The organism is Brevundimonas sp. (assembly GCF_041648615.1).
Lineage (GTDB): Bacteria > Pseudomonadota > Alphaproteobacteria > Caulobacterales > Caulobacteraceae > Brevundimonas.
Genome location: NZ_JBAZOS010000003.1, coordinates 135451 through 151607 on the forward strand (window position 1 = coordinate 135451; position 16157 = coordinate 151607).

At 68.0% G+C, this 16157-nt stretch carries 18 protein-coding genes and 2 tRNA genes; 6 read left to right on the forward strand and 14 right to left on the reverse strand.

Translation table 11 applies throughout. The features are described 5' to 3' along the window. Positions 1 to 28: 28 nt before the first annotated feature. Entirely contained in the window at positions 29 to 1126 is a 1098-nt protein-coding gene (locus WC555_RS02940; protein WP_373250995.1) for an NADH:flavin oxidoreductase, read from the forward strand. 69 nt (positions 1127 to 1195) lie between these two features. After that, positions 1196 to 1951 (forward strand): sterol desaturase family protein, encoded by a 756-nt coding sequence (locus tag WC555_RS02945; protein WP_373250997.1) that lies wholly within the window; start codon positions 1196 to 1198, stop codon positions 1949 to 1951. Here WC555_RS02945 and WC555_RS02950 read toward each other — a convergent pair. The 7 genes from WC555_RS02950 to WC555_RS02980 all read right to left on the reverse strand — a co-directional run bounded on the left by WC555_RS02950 (position 1915) and on the right by WC555_RS02980 (position 5419). Next, the gene (locus WC555_RS02950) at positions 1915 to 2238 is read right to left on the reverse strand and encodes a YbjQ family protein (RefSeq protein WP_373250998.1); all 324 of its coding nucleotides are present in this window, start codon (positions 2236 to 2238) and stop codon (positions 1915 to 1917) included. The genes WC555_RS02945 and WC555_RS02950 overlap by 37 nt on opposite strands. 19 nt (positions 2239 to 2257) lie before the next feature. Then, positions 2258 to 2767: a dihydrofolate reductase gene (locus tag WC555_RS02955; protein WP_373251000.1), complete on the reverse strand. Its 510-nt coding sequence runs from the start codon at positions 2765 to 2767 to the stop codon at positions 2258 to 2260. 5 nt (positions 2768 to 2772) lie between these two features. Beyond that, positions 2773 to 3402: a hypothetical protein gene (locus WC555_RS02960; RefSeq protein WP_373251002.1), complete on the reverse strand. Its 630-nt coding sequence runs from the start codon at positions 3400 to 3402 to the stop codon at positions 2773 to 2775. 3 nt (positions 3403 to 3405) lie between these two features. Then, complete coding sequence (locus WC555_RS02965) at positions 3406 to 3618, reverse strand: DUF2188 domain-containing protein (RefSeq protein WP_373251004.1); 213 nt, start codon at positions 3616 to 3618, stop codon at positions 3406 to 3408. A gap of 9 nt (positions 3619 to 3627) precedes the next feature. Further along, complete coding sequence (locus WC555_RS02970) at positions 3628 to 3942, reverse strand: phosphoribosyl-ATP pyrophosphohydrolase (RefSeq protein ID WP_373251006.1); 315 nt, start codon at positions 3940 to 3942, stop codon at positions 3628 to 3630. Continuing rightward, entirely contained in the window at positions 3942 to 4799 is an 858-nt protein-coding gene (locus WC555_RS02975; protein ID WP_373251008.1) for a thymidylate synthase, read from the reverse strand. Before WC555_RS02975 ends, WC555_RS02970 begins: the two co-directional genes overlap by 1 nt. A 71-nt stretch (positions 4800 to 4870) precedes the next feature. Further along, the gene (locus WC555_RS02980) at positions 4871 to 5419 is read right to left on the reverse strand and encodes a DUF924 family protein (RefSeq protein ID WP_373251010.1); all 549 of its coding nucleotides are present in this window, start codon (positions 5417 to 5419) and stop codon (positions 4871 to 4873) included. Here WC555_RS02980 and ilvC point away from each other — a divergent pair. Beyond that, on the forward strand, positions 5418 to 6434 hold the full coding sequence (gene ilvC / locus WC555_RS02985) for a ketol-acid reductoisomerase (protein WP_373251011.1): 1017 nt from the start codon (positions 5418 to 5420) through the stop codon (positions 6432 to 6434). The two genes, WC555_RS02980 and ilvC, sit on opposite strands and share 2 nt — an antisense overlap. A 53-nt stretch (positions 6435 to 6487) precedes the next feature. Here the strand turns inward: ilvC and WC555_RS02990 are convergent. Continuing rightward, a tRNA-Pro gene (locus WC555_RS02990) sits at positions 6488 to 6564 on the reverse strand. A gap of 156 nt (positions 6565 to 6720) precedes the next feature. Between WC555_RS02990 and WC555_RS02995 the strand changes: the two genes are divergently transcribed. Then, positions 6721 to 6794, forward strand: a tRNA-Gln gene (locus WC555_RS02995). Between the two features lie 58 nt (positions 6795 to 6852). Here WC555_RS02995 and katG read toward each other — a convergent pair. Both katG and WC555_RS03005 read right to left on the reverse strand, forming a co-directional pair. Next, complete coding sequence (gene katG / locus WC555_RS03000; protein ID WP_373251012.1) at positions 6853 to 9099, reverse strand: catalase/peroxidase HPI; 2247 nt, start codon at positions 9097 to 9099, stop codon at positions 6853 to 6855. Positions 9100 to 9352: 253 nt separating this feature from the next. Then, positions 9353 to 9955, reverse strand: coding sequence for a sensor histidine kinase (locus WC555_RS03005; RefSeq protein ID WP_373251014.1), 603 nt, complete (start codon positions 9953 to 9955; stop codon positions 9353 to 9355). A 127-nt stretch (positions 9956 to 10082) separates the two neighbouring features. Here WC555_RS03005 and WC555_RS03010 point away from each other — a divergent pair, with 127 nt between their 5' ends. Then, positions 10083 to 10538, forward strand: coding sequence for a response regulator (locus tag WC555_RS03010; protein WP_373251015.1), 456 nt, complete (start codon positions 10083 to 10085; stop codon positions 10536 to 10538). A 43-nt stretch (positions 10539 to 10581) separates the two neighbouring features. On the opposite strand, the gene WC555_RS03015 is transcribed toward WC555_RS03010, so the two are convergent. The 4 genes from WC555_RS03015 to WC555_RS03030 form a co-directional block, all read right to left on the reverse strand. Then, positions 10582 to 12006 (reverse strand): hypothetical protein, encoded by a 1425-nt coding sequence (locus WC555_RS03015; protein ID WP_373251017.1) that lies wholly within the window; start codon positions 12004 to 12006, stop codon positions 10582 to 10584. 66 nt (positions 12007 to 12072) lie between these two features. Further along, positions 12073 to 12405 (reverse strand): hypothetical protein, encoded by a 333-nt coding sequence (locus WC555_RS03020; RefSeq protein WP_373251019.1) that lies wholly within the window; start codon positions 12403 to 12405, stop codon positions 12073 to 12075. A 22-nt stretch (positions 12406 to 12427) separates the two neighbouring features. Next, positions 12428 to 12985: an N-acetyltransferase family protein gene (locus tag WC555_RS03025; protein ID WP_373251021.1), complete on the reverse strand. Its 558-nt coding sequence runs from the start codon at positions 12983 to 12985 to the stop codon at positions 12428 to 12430. A gap of 20 nt (positions 12986 to 13005) precedes the next feature. After that, positions 13006 to 15183, reverse strand: a complete 2178-nt coding sequence (locus tag WC555_RS03030; RefSeq protein ID WP_373251023.1) for a S9 family peptidase — start codon at positions 15181 to 15183, stop codon at positions 13006 to 13008. An 84-nt stretch (positions 15184 to 15267) separates the two neighbouring features. Here WC555_RS03030 and WC555_RS03035 point away from each other — a divergent pair, with 84 nt between their 5' ends. After that, complete coding sequence (locus WC555_RS03035) at positions 15268 to 16101, forward strand: serine protease (RefSeq protein WP_373251025.1); 834 nt, start codon at positions 15268 to 15270, stop codon at positions 16099 to 16101. Positions 16102 to 16157 lie beyond the last annotated feature (56 nt).

Consider the following 16157-nt stretch of genomic DNA (forward strand, 5'->3'; position numbering starts at 1 on the left):
TTCCAGTCACTCCGCCCCAAGAGAGCCCATGAGCATCGACGCCCTGTTCCGTCCGTTCGAGGTCAAGTCCCTGAAGATGCCCAACCGCATCGTCATGGCCCCCATGACCCGCTCCTTCTCGCCGGGCGGAATCCCGACCAGCGACGTCGCCGGCTATTATCGCCGCCGGGCCGAGGGCGGCGTCGGCCTGATCATCACCGAGGGCACGGTCGTCGAACGGCCCGCGGCCCGCAACGACGCCAAGGTGCCCGTCTTTTACGGCGCGGCTCTGCCGGCGTGGAAGAAGGTCGTCGAGGAGGTCCATGCCGCCGGCGGCCTGATCGCGCCCCAGCTCTGGCACGTCGGCTCGGCCCGCGGCCAGGGCGAGGACTGGAAACCGCTCGGCAAGGTCGACAGCCCCTCGGGCATGACCAGTCCCGGCAAGCGCGGCCTCGAGCCGATGACCGACGAGGACATCGCCGACACCATCGCCGCCTTCGGCCGCTCGGCCCGCGCAACCCGCGAGCTCGGCTTCGACGCCGTCGAGATTCACGGCGCCCACGGCTATCTGATCGACCAGTTCTTCTGGTCCGGCCTCAACGACCGCGCCGACAAATGGGGCGGCGGAACCATCGCCGACCGCGCCCGCTTCGGGGCCGAGGTGGTCAGGGCCGTCCGCGAGGGCGTCGGCCCCGACATGGCCCTGATCCTGCGCCTGTCGCAGTGGAAGTCGCACGACTTCGCCGCCAAGAACGCCCACGATCCCGCCGAGCTGGAGCAGTGGCTGTCGCCCCTGGCCGAGGCCGGCGTCGACGTCTTCCACTGCTCGCAGCGCCGCTTCTGGGAGCCCGAGTTCGAGGGCTCGGACCTCAATTTCGCCGGCTGGACCAAGAAGGTCACCGGCCTGCCGACCATCACCGTCGGCTCGGTCGGTCTCGACGGCGAGTTCATCGCCGCCTTCGGCGGCGCCGGTTCGAAACCGGCCTCGCTGGACGGCCTCATCGCCCGGCTCGAGAAGGACGAGTTCGATCTCGTCGCCGTCGGCCGCGCCCTGCTGGCCGATCCCCACTGGGTCGAGAAGATCCGTGACGGCCGTCTCGACGAACTGAAGGACTTCGAGCGCTCGGCCATGATGACCCTCAGCTAGGCGGCGCGGTTCAGGGGGCGGGGCGTCTCGACCCTCGCCCCCCGACCCTCGCCCCTCTATCCTGCCGCCATGTCCGGCCTCGCCCTCACCACCCTGTGGCTCAGCGCCATTATCGGCGCCCGCTATCTGCTGATCGCGGGCGCCGTCTGGTGGATGCAGTGGGGCCGCAGGACGGGCGTCGGCCGCCGGCTCAATCGCGAGCGGCCCTCCCGCCGCCTGATGCTGCGGGAGATCCGCTATTCGCTGGTCTCCACGCCGATCTACGCCTTCCCGGCCGCCGTGGCCCTCGAGGCGTGGAAGGCCGGCGGCACGCGGCTGTATCTCGATCCGGCCCTCTACGGTTGGTGGTGGCTGCCGGTCAGTTTTGTCGGGCTGCTGCTGATCCAGGACGCCCACTACTACTGGACGCACCGCCTGCTGCATCACCCGCGCCTGTTCGCCGTCGCCCACGCCGGCCATCACCGCAGCCGCGAGCCCAGCCCCTTCGCCAGCTTCGCCTTCGATCCGATCGAGGCGATCGCCACGGCCTGGCTGCTGCCGCTGCTGGTCTTCCTGGTTCCGGTCAACCTCTGGGTCGTCGTCGCCCTGCTGACGGTGATGACCGCCGCCGCCGTCATGAACCACTGCGGCTGGGAGATGTGGCCCGACCGCTGGGTGCGCTCGGGCCCCGGCGCCCAGCTGATCACCGCGACGCACCACAGCCGCCACCACACCCACATGAAGACCAACTACGGCCTGTATTTCCGCTTCTGGGACCGGCTGTGCGGCACCGATGCGATGCCCGAGCCTCAGGCCTCGGCTTCGACCACCACGGCGGTGCCATAGGCCAGCACCTCGGTGACGCCCTCCATGATCTCATTGGCCTCGTAGCGCATGGCGATCACGGCGTTGGCGCCCATGGCCTCGGCGTGCGCGACCAGATCGTCATAGGCCTCGGCCCGTGAGGTCTCCGCCAGCCTGACATAGACGCCGACCCGGCCGCCCAGCATCGACTGAAGCCCCCCGATGGCGTCGGAAATGACGTTGCGTGACCGCACGGTGATGCCACGCACCAGTCCCAGGGTTCTCACGATCCGGTGCCCGGGCGCGTCATTGGTGGTCACGATCAGCATGGCGGCTCTCCTGGCTGTTTCAGCGCCGGTCCAGCACGCGGAAGACGAAGGCGTGGTCGTCCTTGTCGCCGGCCGGATGCGCCTCCGAGGATACCTCGACAAAGGCCGCCTCGTCGAACGGCGGAAACACCGCGTCGCCCCCGGGCTCGGCCTCGACCTCCGTGACGTACAGCCGCTTCGCCCGCGGCAGGGCCTTTTCGAACAGGGCGACGCCGCCGATGACGCAGATCTCCTCGACGCCGTCATCTTCCGCCTGCTCCCGCGCGATCTCGATCGCCTCGTCCAGCGTTGTGCAGACCAGGGCCCCGCGCGCCGTGAAGGACTCGTCGCGCGACAGGATGAGGTTCAGCCGGCCGGGCAGGGGCTTCAGCGGCAGGCTCTCCCACGTCTTGCGGCCCATGATGCAGGGCTTGCCGACGGTGATGGCCTTGAACCGCTGCAGATCGCTGCGCAGCCGCCACGGCAGGTCGCCGTCGCGCCCGATGACGCCGTTGCGGGCGCGGGCGACGACGAGGGCGAGGTGGGGCATGGTGGTCAGGGCGTCATCCAATCCCGAATGTGAGCGATGTATTCGGCTCTCGGCAGCGCCTTGATATCGGCCTTTGAATGTCCGGAGCCTGTAAGAGAGAGGAACAGCACAGCCTGGAATTCGGAGAAATTATCCCAGATTTCCGTCGGCCCGGGCGTACGGCCCGACCTGTGCGGCGCCAGAAAATTCCGGACTTCGGCAAGGGCCCGCTTCGGCTTTCCGCCGTGGATCGCAAGGTCGGAGTTGGAGAGATCCGAGATCGCGGCCTGATGCCGATACCGCTCCTCCTCCATGATAAGATGCACCTTGCGTCGATGGTGCTCGGCGCCGAGATGTCGGCAACCGAGGTCGAGGCCCAGTTCGAGGGGCATATTGTGTCGCGCCAACTCCTCCGCAGCCGCCGACTTGCTTCGCGACAGGTCGTGAATGCCGAACCGTGACGCTTCGATCAACTCGAGGATTTTCCCGATCCGGGTTTCTCCGGAGTCGATCCGTTCGGTCGCCAGACGCGGATTGAACTCGAGAAAGACGATACAGAACAGGATGGCGTTCAGGATCGGCGTGTACCGCGGATCGAAGGGGCAGTTGATGAAGATGTTCCGGTCGAAGTCAGCCGGCGGCGCGACCGCGGTCATCCGTCAGCCGGCGCGGCGTTCGTAGGTGCGATGATCCCGGACTGTCCCGTCCTCGTTGTGAACGAACACCTCTCCGCCCTCCCGCCTGGCCAGCTCACGGGCGAAGGCGATGGCGTCCTCGCGGCTGGTGAAGACGCGGGCGGCTCTGGCGGCCCCCGTATTACGGACGCGCCATTCGCCTCGATATCCCGAAATGACGTGATGACCTGCGCTCATGGTGGAAACCTAGTCCTCGCCCCTCGAACCATCAAGCCAGTGCAGCCATTTGCGCTGCATGGCCTGTTCAAGATCGATCCCCGCCCGGTCGCAATAGATCAGCAGCATCCCCAGCACATCCGCCGCCTCGTCGCCCAGCTTGCCGGCGTCGGCCTGGCCCCGCGCCCGGCCGCTCATGCGCAGATGCTCGGCCGTCAGCTCGCCCAGCTCCTCCTGCACCTTCAGCAGGGCCCAGTCGCCGGACCGCTCGATGCCGTGCTCGGCGGCGTAGATGTCGGAGATGCGCAGGACGTCGGCCTGCAGGGCCTTAAGGTCGAACGACATCAGATCGCGACCGGCGCCTTGATATGCGGCCACGGCTCATAGCCCCCGAGCACGAAGTCCTCCAGCCGGTAGGCGAACAGGTCGTCGCGCGGCGTGATCGTCATGGTCGGGGCGGGGCGGGGCTCGCGGGCCAGCTGGGTCTCGGCCTGTTCGATGTGGTTCAGATACAGGTGGGCGTCGCCGAAGGTGTGCACGAACTCGCCCGGCTTCAGGCCGCAGACCTGGGCCACCATCATCGTCAGCAGCGCATAGCTGGCGATGTTGAACGGCACGCCGAGGAAGACGTCGGCGCTGCGCTGGTACAGCTGGCAGCTCAGCTTGCCGTCGGCGACGAAGAACTGGAACAGGCAGTGACACGGCGGCAGGGCCATGTCGTCGACGTCGGCCGGGTTCCAGGCCGAGACGATGTGGCGGCGGCTGTTGGGATTGGTCTTCAGCCCCTCGACCAGCTTCGTGATCTGGTCGATCACCCGGCCGTCCGGCGCCGCCCACGACCGCCACTGCTTGCCGTAGACCGGGCCAAGCTCGCCCTCGGCGTCGGCCCATTCGTTCCAGATGCTGACGCCGTTGTCCTTCAGCCAGCCGATATTGGTCTCGCCGCGCAGGAACCACAGCAGTTCGACGATGATCGACCGCAGATGCAGCTTCTTGGTCGTCAGGACGGGGAAGCCCTTCGCCAGATCGAACCGCATCTGCCGCCCGAACACGCCCAGCGTCCCGGTGCCGGTCCGGTCGTCGCGCTGCGTTCCGTTGTCGAGGATGTCGCGCAGCAGATTGAGATACTGCCACTCCGGATGATCGGCCGCGACGGCGCCCGTGCGGGCCTGCAGGTCTTCGAGGGTGGCGACGGCGTTCATGCGATGGAGTTGGCCCCGATTCGGGCGCCGAATCACTGTCCTGCGAGGGCTCGGTCCACAGGCTGGGTGGGCTATCCCCTGAATCCGTCCCTATCCAGAAACACCTGCTCGTCGGGCGTCGTCTCGCGCCCCAGAGCGCGGTTGCGGTGGGGAAAGCGGCCGAACCTCGCGATCACCTTGTGATGATGCTCGGCCCAACGGTCGTCGGCGGGGCGCTCCATGGCCTGGAACAAGGTCAGCTGCCGGTCCTGCAAGGCCATGTCCTCGGCGTGCTGCAGCGGCAGATAGAAGAACCGGCGCAGATCGTTCTCGACCGCATGGTCCTGACGCTCGTCCAGCGCCATGATCGCGAAATGGCGCGCCAGCGGATCGGTGGCGAAGGCGTGGCCCGTATGACGGAAGACGTTCCGCGGAAACTGGTCCAGCAGGATCAGCAGGGCCAGCGATCCTTCCGGCGTTTCCGCCCAGTGATCCAGTTCGCGCCGCGCGGCCATGAAATGCGCCGCCTCGAACCGCTGCCGGAACAGGGCGTCGAAGGCGTCATCCCTGGCGAACCACTTCGAGGGGCCGGCCTCTTTCCAGAAGCCGACGACATCGGAAGGCGTTATCTGTGTGCTCATGACCGATCAGATAGCGACGCCGCTCCCCGTATTCCATGACCGCGACTGCGACCTGTCGATCATCCGCGGCAAGCGGGTCGCCGTCATCGGCTACGGCAGCCAGGGCCGGACCCATGCGCTGAACCTGCGCGACTCGGGCGTCGGCGACATCGTGGTGGGTCTGAAAGCCGGCTCGGCCACCCGCGCCAAAGCGGCCGCCGACGGCTTTCCGGTCCTGACCGCCGGCGAGGCCGCAGCCGGCGCCGACGTCGTCGCCGTCATGGTCTCGGACGAGGCCCACCGCGACCTGTGGCGCGACGAACTGGCGCCGGCGATGAAGCCCGGCGCCGCCCTGATCTTCGCCCACGGCCTGTCGGTCCGCTTCGGCCTGGTCGAGCCGCGCGCCGATGTCGACGTCATCCTCGCCTCGCCCAAGGGCATCGGGCCGCGCATCCGCGACCTCTATGAAGAAGGGCAGGGGGTGTTCTGCCTGTTCGGCGTGCATCAGGACGCCTCGGGCGGCGCCCATGCGCTCGGCCTGTCCTATGCGGCCGCCCTCGGCTGCGGCCGCAAGGGCATTCTGGAAACCACCTTCGCCGCCGAATGCGAGAGCGACCTGTTCGGCGAGCAGGTGGTCCTGTGCGGAGGCGTGGGCGAACTGATCGACGCCGCCTTCATGAAGCTGGTCAGGGCCGGCTATCCGCCCGAGGTGGCCTGGTTCGAATGCTTCTACGAGGTCAAGCTGGTGACCGACCTGATGTTCGAGCGCGGCATCGCCGGCGCCTTCGCCAAGATCTCCAACACGGCCGAATACGGCGCCTATCTGACCGGCCCGCGCGTCATCGGCGAACCCTCGCGCGCCGCCATGGACGATGTCCTGACCGAGGTCCGCGACGGATCGTTCGTGAAGCGGCTGATGGCCGACTATGACGCCGGCTCGCCCGATCTGCTCGCCCGCCGCAAGGCGCTGGGCGAACGCACGATCGAGGCCGTGGGCGCGCATCTCAACGCGGTCTCGGCGAAGGCGGGGGATTGAGGCCGGGGAAACCTCGGGGCCCCGAAGGGCTGTCTCTTCTTTCCGGGGAAAGATGGTCGGAGTGAGAGGATTCGAACCTCCGACCCCTGCGTCCCGAACGCAGTGCTCTACCAGGCTGAGCCACACTCCGACTTGAGGAGGGGGCTTATAGCGACGGGTTTTGACCCCCGCAAGCATCGTTTCGCGGTCGGTGAAAATAGTCTCGAAACCGGTTCTTGCATCGCCCGCGGCCTTCGCGTATCTCGACCGCCTTCCGGCGCTTCAGCCCCGGATGCGCCGGACCTGCTGGGGAATGGTGTAATGGTAACACTCCGGTTTTTGGTACCGTCATTCTAGGTTCGAGTCCTAGTTCCCCAGCCATCCGTTTCGGGCGTCCCGAAAGCCCGGATTTCGTCAGATCAGGCCGTCGCGTGGCGGCCTATTGCAGATCCCGGTTCATGATCGCCACCCAGGCCTCCACGAAGTCGCTCAGGAATTCGTCGCGACCGTCAGCCGACGCATAGACTTCGGCGACCGCGCGCAGTTCCGAATTCGATCCGAACACCAGGTCGACCGGAGTCGCCGTCCATTTAAGGGCGCCGCTTTCGCGATCACGTCCTTCGTAGAGCCCTTCGCCCTGGTCCGACCTCGACCAGCGGGTGGACATGTCGAGCAGGTTGACGAAGAAATCATTGGTCAGGACGCCGGGTCTCGATGTCAGCACGCCGTTGGCCGAGCCGCCGGTATTGGCGTTGAGCGCCCGCATGCCGCCGACCAGCACCGTCATCTCGGGGACGGTCAGACCAAGCAGGTCGGCGCGATCGACCAGCATGACCGCGGGGGACCGTTCGCTGCCCGGCTGATAGAAGTTGCGGAAGCCATCGGCGACGGGTTCAAGCGGCGCGAAGGAGGCGGCGTCGGTCTGCGCCTGGGTCGCATCAACCCGCCCCGGCGTGAACGGCACTTCAATATTCGAACCGGCTTGCCTGGCGGCCTCTTCGACGGCCGCGCTTCCGCCCAGCACGATCAGATCCGCCAGCGACACCTTCTTTCCGTTCCTCTGCGACCGGTTGTAGTCGGCCTGGATGCCTTCCAGCACCCGGAGGACCGAGCGCAATTCGGCCGGGTTGTTGGCGAGCCAGTTGATCTGCGGTTCAAGCCGCACACGCGCGCCATTGGCCCCGCCACGCATGTCGGTGACGCGATAGCTCGCCGCGGACGCCCAGGCGGTCCGGACCAGCTGCGGGACAGTCAGGCCCGATGCCAGGATGCTCCGCTTGAGCGCGGCGACATCCCCGGCTTCGATCCGGGCGTAGTCCGCCGTGGGCAGGGGATCCTGCCATATGAAGACCTGGGCCGGAACGTCCTTGCCCAGATAGCGTGAGCTCGGCCCCATGTCGCGGTGGGTCAGCTTGAACCAGGCGCGGGCGAAGGCGTCGGCGAACAGTTGCGGGTTGTCCTTGAAGCGCAGCGCAATCGCCCGATAGACCGGGTCTTCCTTGATCGCGATGTCGGAGGTGAACATGATCGGCGCGTGGCGCACCCCCTCGACGTGGGCGTCGGGGACAAGGCCGGCTGCGCTGGGATCGCTCGGGATCCATTGAATCGCGCCGGCCGGGCTGGTGGTCTTCACCCAGTCGAAGCGGAACAGGTTGTCGAGATACTGGGTCGTGAAGGCGACCGGATTGGACGTCCATGCACCCTCCAGCCCGCTGCTGACGGTGTCTTCGGCATTGCCCTTGCCGCAGGTGTTCATCCAGCCGAACCCTTGCTGTTCGAGCGGCGCCGCGGACGGCTCCGGGCCGACGCATTCGCCCGGAGGGTGCGCGCCGTGCGCCTTGCCGAACGTATGGCCGCCGGCGATCAAGGCGACGGTTTCCTCATCATCCATCGCCATCCGGCCGAAGACCTCGCGAATATCCCTGGCCGACCCGATAGGATCGGGATTGCCGTTCGGTCCTTCCGGATTGACGTAGATCAGGCCCATCTGGACCGCCGCCAAGGGCCGTTCCAGCTGGCGATCGCCGCTATGGCGCTGGTCGGCGAGGAACGCGTTTTCCGGACCCCAGTACATCGTGTCCGGCTCCCAGTCATCGACCCGTCCGCCGGCGAATCCGATGGTCTTGAAGCCCATCTGTTCGAGGGCGACCGTCCCGCTGAGAGCCATCAGGTCAGCCCAGGAAATCTTGCGGCCGTATTTCTGCTTGACCGGCCACAGCAGGCGCCGGGCCTTGTCGAGGCTGACATTGTCAGGCCAGCTGTTGAGCGGCTCGAACCTCTGTTGACCCCCGCCTGCGCCGCCGCGCCCGTCGGCCACGCGGTATGTTCCGGCGCTGTGCCACGCCATCCGGATGAAGAAAGGTCCGTAATTGCCGTAGTCCGCAGGCCACCAAGACTGGGACGTCGTCAGCACGCTTTCTATGTCGGCCTTCACGGCGTCCAGATCGAGCGTCCTGAATTCCTCGGCATAGTTGAAATCCGGCCCCATCGGGTTGGATTGAGGCGTCTCCTGACGAAGCGGGCTCAGATCGAGGTGGTCGGGCCACCAGTCCTGGTTGGTCATCGCCGGGCGCGTGGCCTGGGGCTGGGACGGCGCGCCCTGGCTCGACTGGGCGAAGGCGCCGGCCGCGGACCCGGCCAGCAGGACGGCCGCCAGGGCGGACGCTGAAATGGACCTTGCTTGCATGACAAATTTCCCGCCTGCGCCTGGACAGTGGAAGTCGTCGCCGAGAAACGGCATGGGCAGGCCTTGCGCCATTCCTCGACCCCTATGATGAGCTCGCGGCGGCGGCCGAACATTGATCCTGATCAAGGGAGCGGACGTTCGGAAGCGCGAAGCCTGTGTCCGAAACTGACGCCGGCGCGCACCGATCTCCCGCTCGCGGAATGCGGGATCCGGCCTGTGGACGCTTCGGCCTGCGTTTCAGCCCGGCCCTCGGCTAGTGCGCCCCGATCGTCTCGAGCGGAAGGCGGATGCGCACGCCCACGCCGGCGCCCGGCGCGGTCTCGATGTTCATCGATCCGCCCAGGTGCTCGACCAGCCCCTGGACCAGCGACAGGCCTTCGCCGGGCGTCAGGGTCCCGGCGCCGATCCCCGAATCGCGAACCACCAGGCTGACGCCGCCGACGGCGCGCGAGAAGGCGACCGCGATCGATCCTCTCCGGTCGTCCGGAAAGGCGTGGCGGCAGGCGTTGGAGATCAGTTCGTGGGTGATGATGGCCAGCGGCAGCAGATGGCTGTCGGGCAGGAGGGCGGCCTGGCCGCGCACGTCGATTCGCACCGACCGGCCCTCGCAGGCGCGGCGCCAGAAGGTCGCGACGTCATCCAGATAGCCGGCGAAGTCCAGCGGCCCCTCCGCGGTCATGCGCCGGCTGATCAGCTCCAGCGCCGCCGTCACATCGCTCAGCCAGGCCAGATGCCGCACGCTTTCGGGGTCGACGACGCTGCGCAGACGGATCCCCACCAGGGTCTGCAGCAGCTGATAGCCGCCCAGCATTCGCCGTTGAAGCTCGTCGAGGCGATCCTCGGCTATCGCGGCCATTACGCCCCCAGGTGTTGAAAACTCCGGATTTTTCTTAACCGAGCCGAACCAATTAGCCAACGATGCGTTGCAGTGTCCGCTAACCGACACAAATAGTGTATCGGGTCGGGAAGCGTGGGGATGTTGCGTGTCGAATCCGCCCGACCTCAGGGTCATGATCGTTGAAGACCAGGCCTTGCTCGCCATGGAGCTGGAGCTGGTGCTGGGGGAATCCGGCTGCGACGTCGTGGGCTGCGCCATGGACAAGGCGGGCGCCTTCGCGGTCGCCGAACGCGAACGGCCCGACCTGGCCCTGGTCGATGTCAACCTGCTGGACGGCCTGACGGGCCCCCAGATCGCCCAGCGGATGGTCAGCGAGTTCGGCTGCGCCGTCGTCTTCCTGACCGCCAATCCCGAGCAGATCCCCGACGGTTTCGCTGGCGCCCTCGGGGCCGTCTCCAAGCCGTTCGACGAGGCCACCATCCAGGCCGTCGTCATCTTCGCGCGCCAGTTCATCCAGCACCGGACCCTGGGCGAGACGCCGCGCCGGTTCCGCCTGGCGCCCTGGCTGACGACGCCGCCGGCGGACATCGCGCCGCACTGACCCCAAGGTCCGCGCCCCGGGGCCGGCGCGGCGCGACCGGCCGTCAGTCGATCTTCAGCCGGGCGAAGATCATGCCTCCGTCCGGATCGCCGCCATATACTGGCTCCAGCCCGCCCGGCACGCTGTTGACGCTGTACAGGGCCCCCAGACCGAAGCGGACATTGTCCGCCACCCGCCAGTCCCGCACCGCGCCGAGCGAGACCTTGGACACAGTATGGAGCGGACCATGGCCGCCCCCCGGCCCGGCGACCAGCTCATCCGTCTCGATCCGCTCCGCCCGGGCGAACAGGGTCCAGACGCCGTCCGCGGTGAAGGCCGTCTCGGCCAGCCACGCGTCCTTCGATTCGTCGTGATCATTGGTCTTGCGGCCCCAGGCCAGGGTCGAGGACCACCAGCCGTCCGGTCCGATGCGGCGGGTGTGGATGGCGCTGGCCGACAGCTTGGTTTCGTCGGCGCCGGGCTCCAGCTGCTCGGGCGCGGTCACGTCGGCCCAGGACGCCTGCAGCGACCATTCCGGCGAGGGATTCCACGACCCCCGCACGGCCCAGCTGTCGAGCTCCGGGGTCTCGATGTCATAGCGGTCCTGATCCGGCTCCCGCCCGCGGAACGTCGAGGCCTCCAGCTTGAAGGCGTCATGCACCCAGCCCAGGGTCGCCACGCCGAAGACGATATGCGTCGAGTCCAGCCAGTGGTGGGTGATCGGCGCCTCCGGGCTGTCCATGGCGCTCATGCGATGCATGAAGGCCGGCGGTCCGAACGCCGGCTCCCCGGGCAGGCCGACATAGGCGAAGACGCTGTCCTTCTCCCCAAGCCGGCGGGCGTAGGAGGCCGACAACTCCATCACCAGTTCATGGGGATGCTGCCGATCGACCAGCGGATTGACGCCGTCCGCCGTCTCGCCGGCGGCCAGCAGCAGGGGAAAGCCCTCCTTGCCCATGAAGGGATCGGGGCTGAGCATCGCCCGCAGGTTCAGCGTCGAGCCGTCGGCGAAGTCGCGACGGGCCGCGCCCATGATCATGCCGCTGACGAAGGTCTTCTCGTCGCCGCGCGGACCGTTCTGCCAGTCATGGACGAGGTTCAGCTGGGCGTGGCCCATCAGCGACCAGTCGCCGCGTTGAGCGTGGACCCCGCCGTGCTCGGACAGGTCCGGCTGCCAGCTGGTGCCCGAGGCGTCTCGGGTCATCGACCATGGGCCGAGCGCGCTGGTCATCGGCTGATCCATCGCCGCCATGTCGTGACCGGCGTGGGGATCGACCGGAGGCGGCTGTTGCGGCGCCATGACCATGCCGGGCGTATGGACGTGAGCCTGCGGCGCGGCAGGTTGCGCGTGCCCCGCGTGCCCCGCGTGCCCGCCGGCGCCTGGGCTGGCGGGCGGCGTCGGGTGGCGGGAATGGTCCTGGGCGGCGGCGGGCAGGGCCAGCGCGAGCAGGGATGCGCCCGTGAGGAACGCGGAGAGACGGACAGCCATCATGGCCTCCTGGGAAACATGGAAGGATCGCGCGCCGCCGGAGCGGCACAGTGAAGAGGGACGCGATCAGACCCTGGGCGGGCCATGCTCCGGGGCGGGCGACAGACCGATCGGCAGACTGGCTGGAACCGGCGCCGTGGGCTTTGCAGGATGGGCGGCGAGGTCGCGCGACGGCGCCGCCAGCGCTGGCGTCACGACGCAGGAGACGCAGCAGGCCATGGCCGCCATGGCCTTGCCGGAAGGGGCGGGGGCCTCATGCCGCGATGGGGACGGCACAGCGGCCTCATGACATGACGGCGGCGCGCCGGTCATGGCCGACGTCGGGACCACGCCCAGCATCAGCACCGACAGGGCGCCCATCAGCATAAGGATGAGGTTCAGGCTTCGCACGCCCGTCATCTACGCCCGATCCCCCGGCGCCTCAAGCGAGACCGCCCGTCAGATCCAGTCCCGGCGCCCGGGGCGGCCCGCCGTCGGGATCCATGTCGAGCTGCATCAGGGTGACATCCAGCCAGCGCTCGAACTTCCACCCGACCTGGCGGTAGACGCCGGCCTGGCGAAATCCCAGCGACCGGTGCAGGGCGATCGAGGCGGCGCTGGTGTCGCTGTCGCTGATCGCGCCGATGACATGCCGCAGGCCCCTGGCCCGGGCCCGGTCGATCAGGGCGACCAGCAGCGCTCGACCCACGCCGCGGCCGCGCGCGGCCTCCTCGACATAGATCGAACCCTCGACGCCATACCGGTACGCAGGCCGGGGCCGGAACGGCGAGGCGTAGGCATAGCCGGCGAACCGCCCGTCGATCTCCGCGACCAGCCAGGGCAGACCGTGCCCTTTCACCGCCGCGAACCGGCGCGCCATCTCCTCGAGGGTCGGCGGCGTGGTTTCGAAGGTCGCCGTGCCGCCCTCCACCTCGCGGCCGTACAGGGCGGCGATGGCCGGAAGGTCGTTCGCTTCAGCGTCTCGCAGGGCAGGGGGCATGACGGCCTGCTGTGAGCGGCTCAGGTCCGCTCCCAGCCCTTCTCGATGGCCCAGACCGCGAAGGCGTAGTCGTGCGCGACCTCCTTCAGATAGTCGAACCGGCCCGACGAACCGGCGTGGCCCGCCTCCATGTTGATCTTGAGCAGGATTGGCTTGCCCGACGTCGTCGCCGGCCGCAGCTTGGCCACCCATTTTTCCGGCTCCCAGTAGGTGACGCGGGGATCGGAGAGACCGCCCGTGGCGAGCACGGCCGGATAGGCGCGGGGCCCCACCTGGTCATAGGGGCTGTAGCTCATCATGTAGTCGTAGGCCTCGGGATCCTCGATCGGATTACCCCATTCAGGCCACTCCGGCGGCGTCAGCGGCAGGCTGGTGTCGCTCATGGTGTTGATGACATCGACGAACGGCACGCCGCCGATCACCCCGGCCCACAGGTCGGGCCGCATGTTGTTGACCGCCCCCATCAGCATGCCCCCGGCCGACCGGCCCTCGGCGACGATGTTTCCGGCGCGGGCGTAGTCGCGCGCGATCAGATGCTCGGCCGCGGCGATGAAGTCGGTGAAGGTGTTCTTCTTGGTCATGCGCCGGGCGGTCAGGAACCAGTTCCAGCCCTTGTCGGAACCGCCACGGACGTGGGCGATGGCGTAGATCCAGCCCCGGTCCACCAGCGACAGCCGGTTGGTCGAGAAGCTGGCCGGCATCGGGGAGCCGTAGGAACCGTAGCCGTACAGCAGCACCGGAGCCGAACCGTCAACCGGTGTCGACTTGCGCCGCAGCACCGTCACCGGCACCAGTTCGCCGTCGGGGGCAGGGGCGTTCAGCCGCTCGACCACATAGTCGGCCGGGTCGTGCCCCGACGGCACCTCCTGCACCTTGCGCAGGGTCCGCTCGCGCGTGGCCAGATCGTAGTCATAGGTCGAGGTCGGGGTGGACGGCGAATTGTAGCCGTAGCGCATGGTGGTGGTGTCGAACTCCGACGCCCCGGCCAGCGACAGGGAGTAGGCGGGTTCGTCCACCGCGATCTCGTGCTCGGCGCCCGAGCGCTCGCGGATGACGATCTTCGTATTGGCGTCGGCCCGTTCCTGGCGGCCGATGTAGTCCTTGACCAGGGCCACGGCCTCGATGAAGCGGCCCGGCGTGTGGGCGACCAGATCGGTCCAGTTCGCCTTGGCCGGGGTCATGGTCGGCGCCTCGACGATCTTGAAGTCCACGGCGGCGTCGGCGTTGGTGCGGATCACCCAGCGGTCGCCCCAGTGGTCGGCCTCATACAGCCGATCGGGATGGCGCGGCTCGAGTACGACCGGCGTCGCGGTCGGCGTGGCGGCCGGGATGACGCGGGCTTCCGAGGTCTCCTGGTTGGCGATGGAGATGAGGATGAAGGCGTCGTCGGCGGTGCGGCCGACGCTGATGAACATGCCGTCGTCGGCCTCCTCATAAACCAGGCTCGTCTCGCCGCCGTGGACGGGACGACGGAAGATCTTGTCGGGCCGGCCGTTGTCGTCACGGTTGGTCCAGAAAATCCACTGGCTGTCGGGCGAGAAGGTGAAGTCGCCGATGGCCGATCCGATCGGATCGGGCAGCACCTCGCCCGTCGCCAGGTCCTTGACGAAGATATGGTGCACCTCGGAGCCTTGCGCGTCCTCCGAATAGGCGAACAGGGCGTGGTCGGGGCTGTGGTCGGCGGCCGACACCTCGGAATAGGCCTTGCCCTCGGCCAGGGCGTTGGCGTCGAGAAGGAGTTGGGCCGGGCCGCCCGCGCGCGGCTTGCGCATGTACCGTGGGTGCTGGTCGCCGGTCTGATATTCGATGAAATACGCCCAGGCGCCGTCCGGCGAGGGGACCGAGCTGTCGGCTTCCTTGATGCGCCCCTTCATCTCCCCGAACATCGCGGCCTGCAGCGGCAGGGTCGAGGCCATCATCGCCTCGCGATAGGCGTTCTCGGCCAGCAGGTGCTCTTTCACGTCCGCCTTGATGACGGTCGGGTCGCGCAGGACGGTCTGCCAGTTGTCGTCCTTCATCCACTGATAGTCGTCGGTGCGCACGCGCCCGAGCTGCTCGATGGTCACCGGAATCTTTTTGGCTACGGGCGGGACGGGGCGGTTCTGCGGCATCGAGGCTCCGGGCGTGCGGGCTGAAACGGGAAGGGCGCCGGCGGCGAGCGCGGCGGCGGACGTGGCGAGCAGATCGCGGCGGTTCATGTGTGGTCCCCGGAAATGACGCGGGACCTTGTGCGCGGTGGAGACCCGCCGTCAAATGAACAAATGCCGCTGTCCCGATAGGGGATGATGTTCGATCTGCAGACGCCCCCCGAACCGGTCCAGGAGCCGCCGCCCGCGGCGGGCCTGTCCTTGCCGGCATGGGATCTGACGGTCGGCCTGATCAACGCCACCGTTCAGATCGACCAGATGAACGGCGACGGCACGCGCCGGGTCGGGACCGCGTTCCTGATCGATGCGCCGCGCGCCAATGGCGAGCCCCGGACGGTGCTGGTGACGGCCCAGCATGTGGTGTCGGGGATGAGCGCGGCCGAAGCGCGGATCGGTTGGCGGGTCGAGGTTCCGGGCGGAGGTTGGCGCTTCGCGCCGGAGCCGCTGCGGATTCGCGACGAGGCGGGGGAGCCTGTCTGGATCAAGCACCCTGATCGGGACATCGCGGTCATGGAAGTGTCAGCGCCGCCGGTGTTCGCGCGCGCCGCCATTCCGATGGCCTGGCTGGCTGACCGGGAGTCCCTGGACATATGGCAGGTCGGGCCCGGCGACGAGCTGTTCACCCTGGGCTTTCCGCGCGGCTATGCATCGAATACGGCGGGTTTCCCCATCCTGAGGGTCGGCCGGGTTGGCTCCTGGCCCCTGACGCCGATAGACAGCTACCCGGTATTCCTGCTTGATTTCCCTGTCTTTCCCGGAAACTCCGGCGGCCCGGTGTTCTGGACCCCGGCGGCGCGCAAACTGCCGGGGACCGTCCAGCCTGATCATCCGTTCGTCGCCGGCGTGCTGACATCGGAGGTTCGTCCGTCCAACGAACCGCTGGGTATCGGCCTGGTGGCGCACGCCGCCTATGTGCGCGAGGCGATCGCCCTGCTGGACGCCGCGGAACAGGCGGCGGAGGGGCCTTGACGACCACCCGCCGCGCCGCTCTGTTATGCGCATAAGATATATTATGCGAAATATCG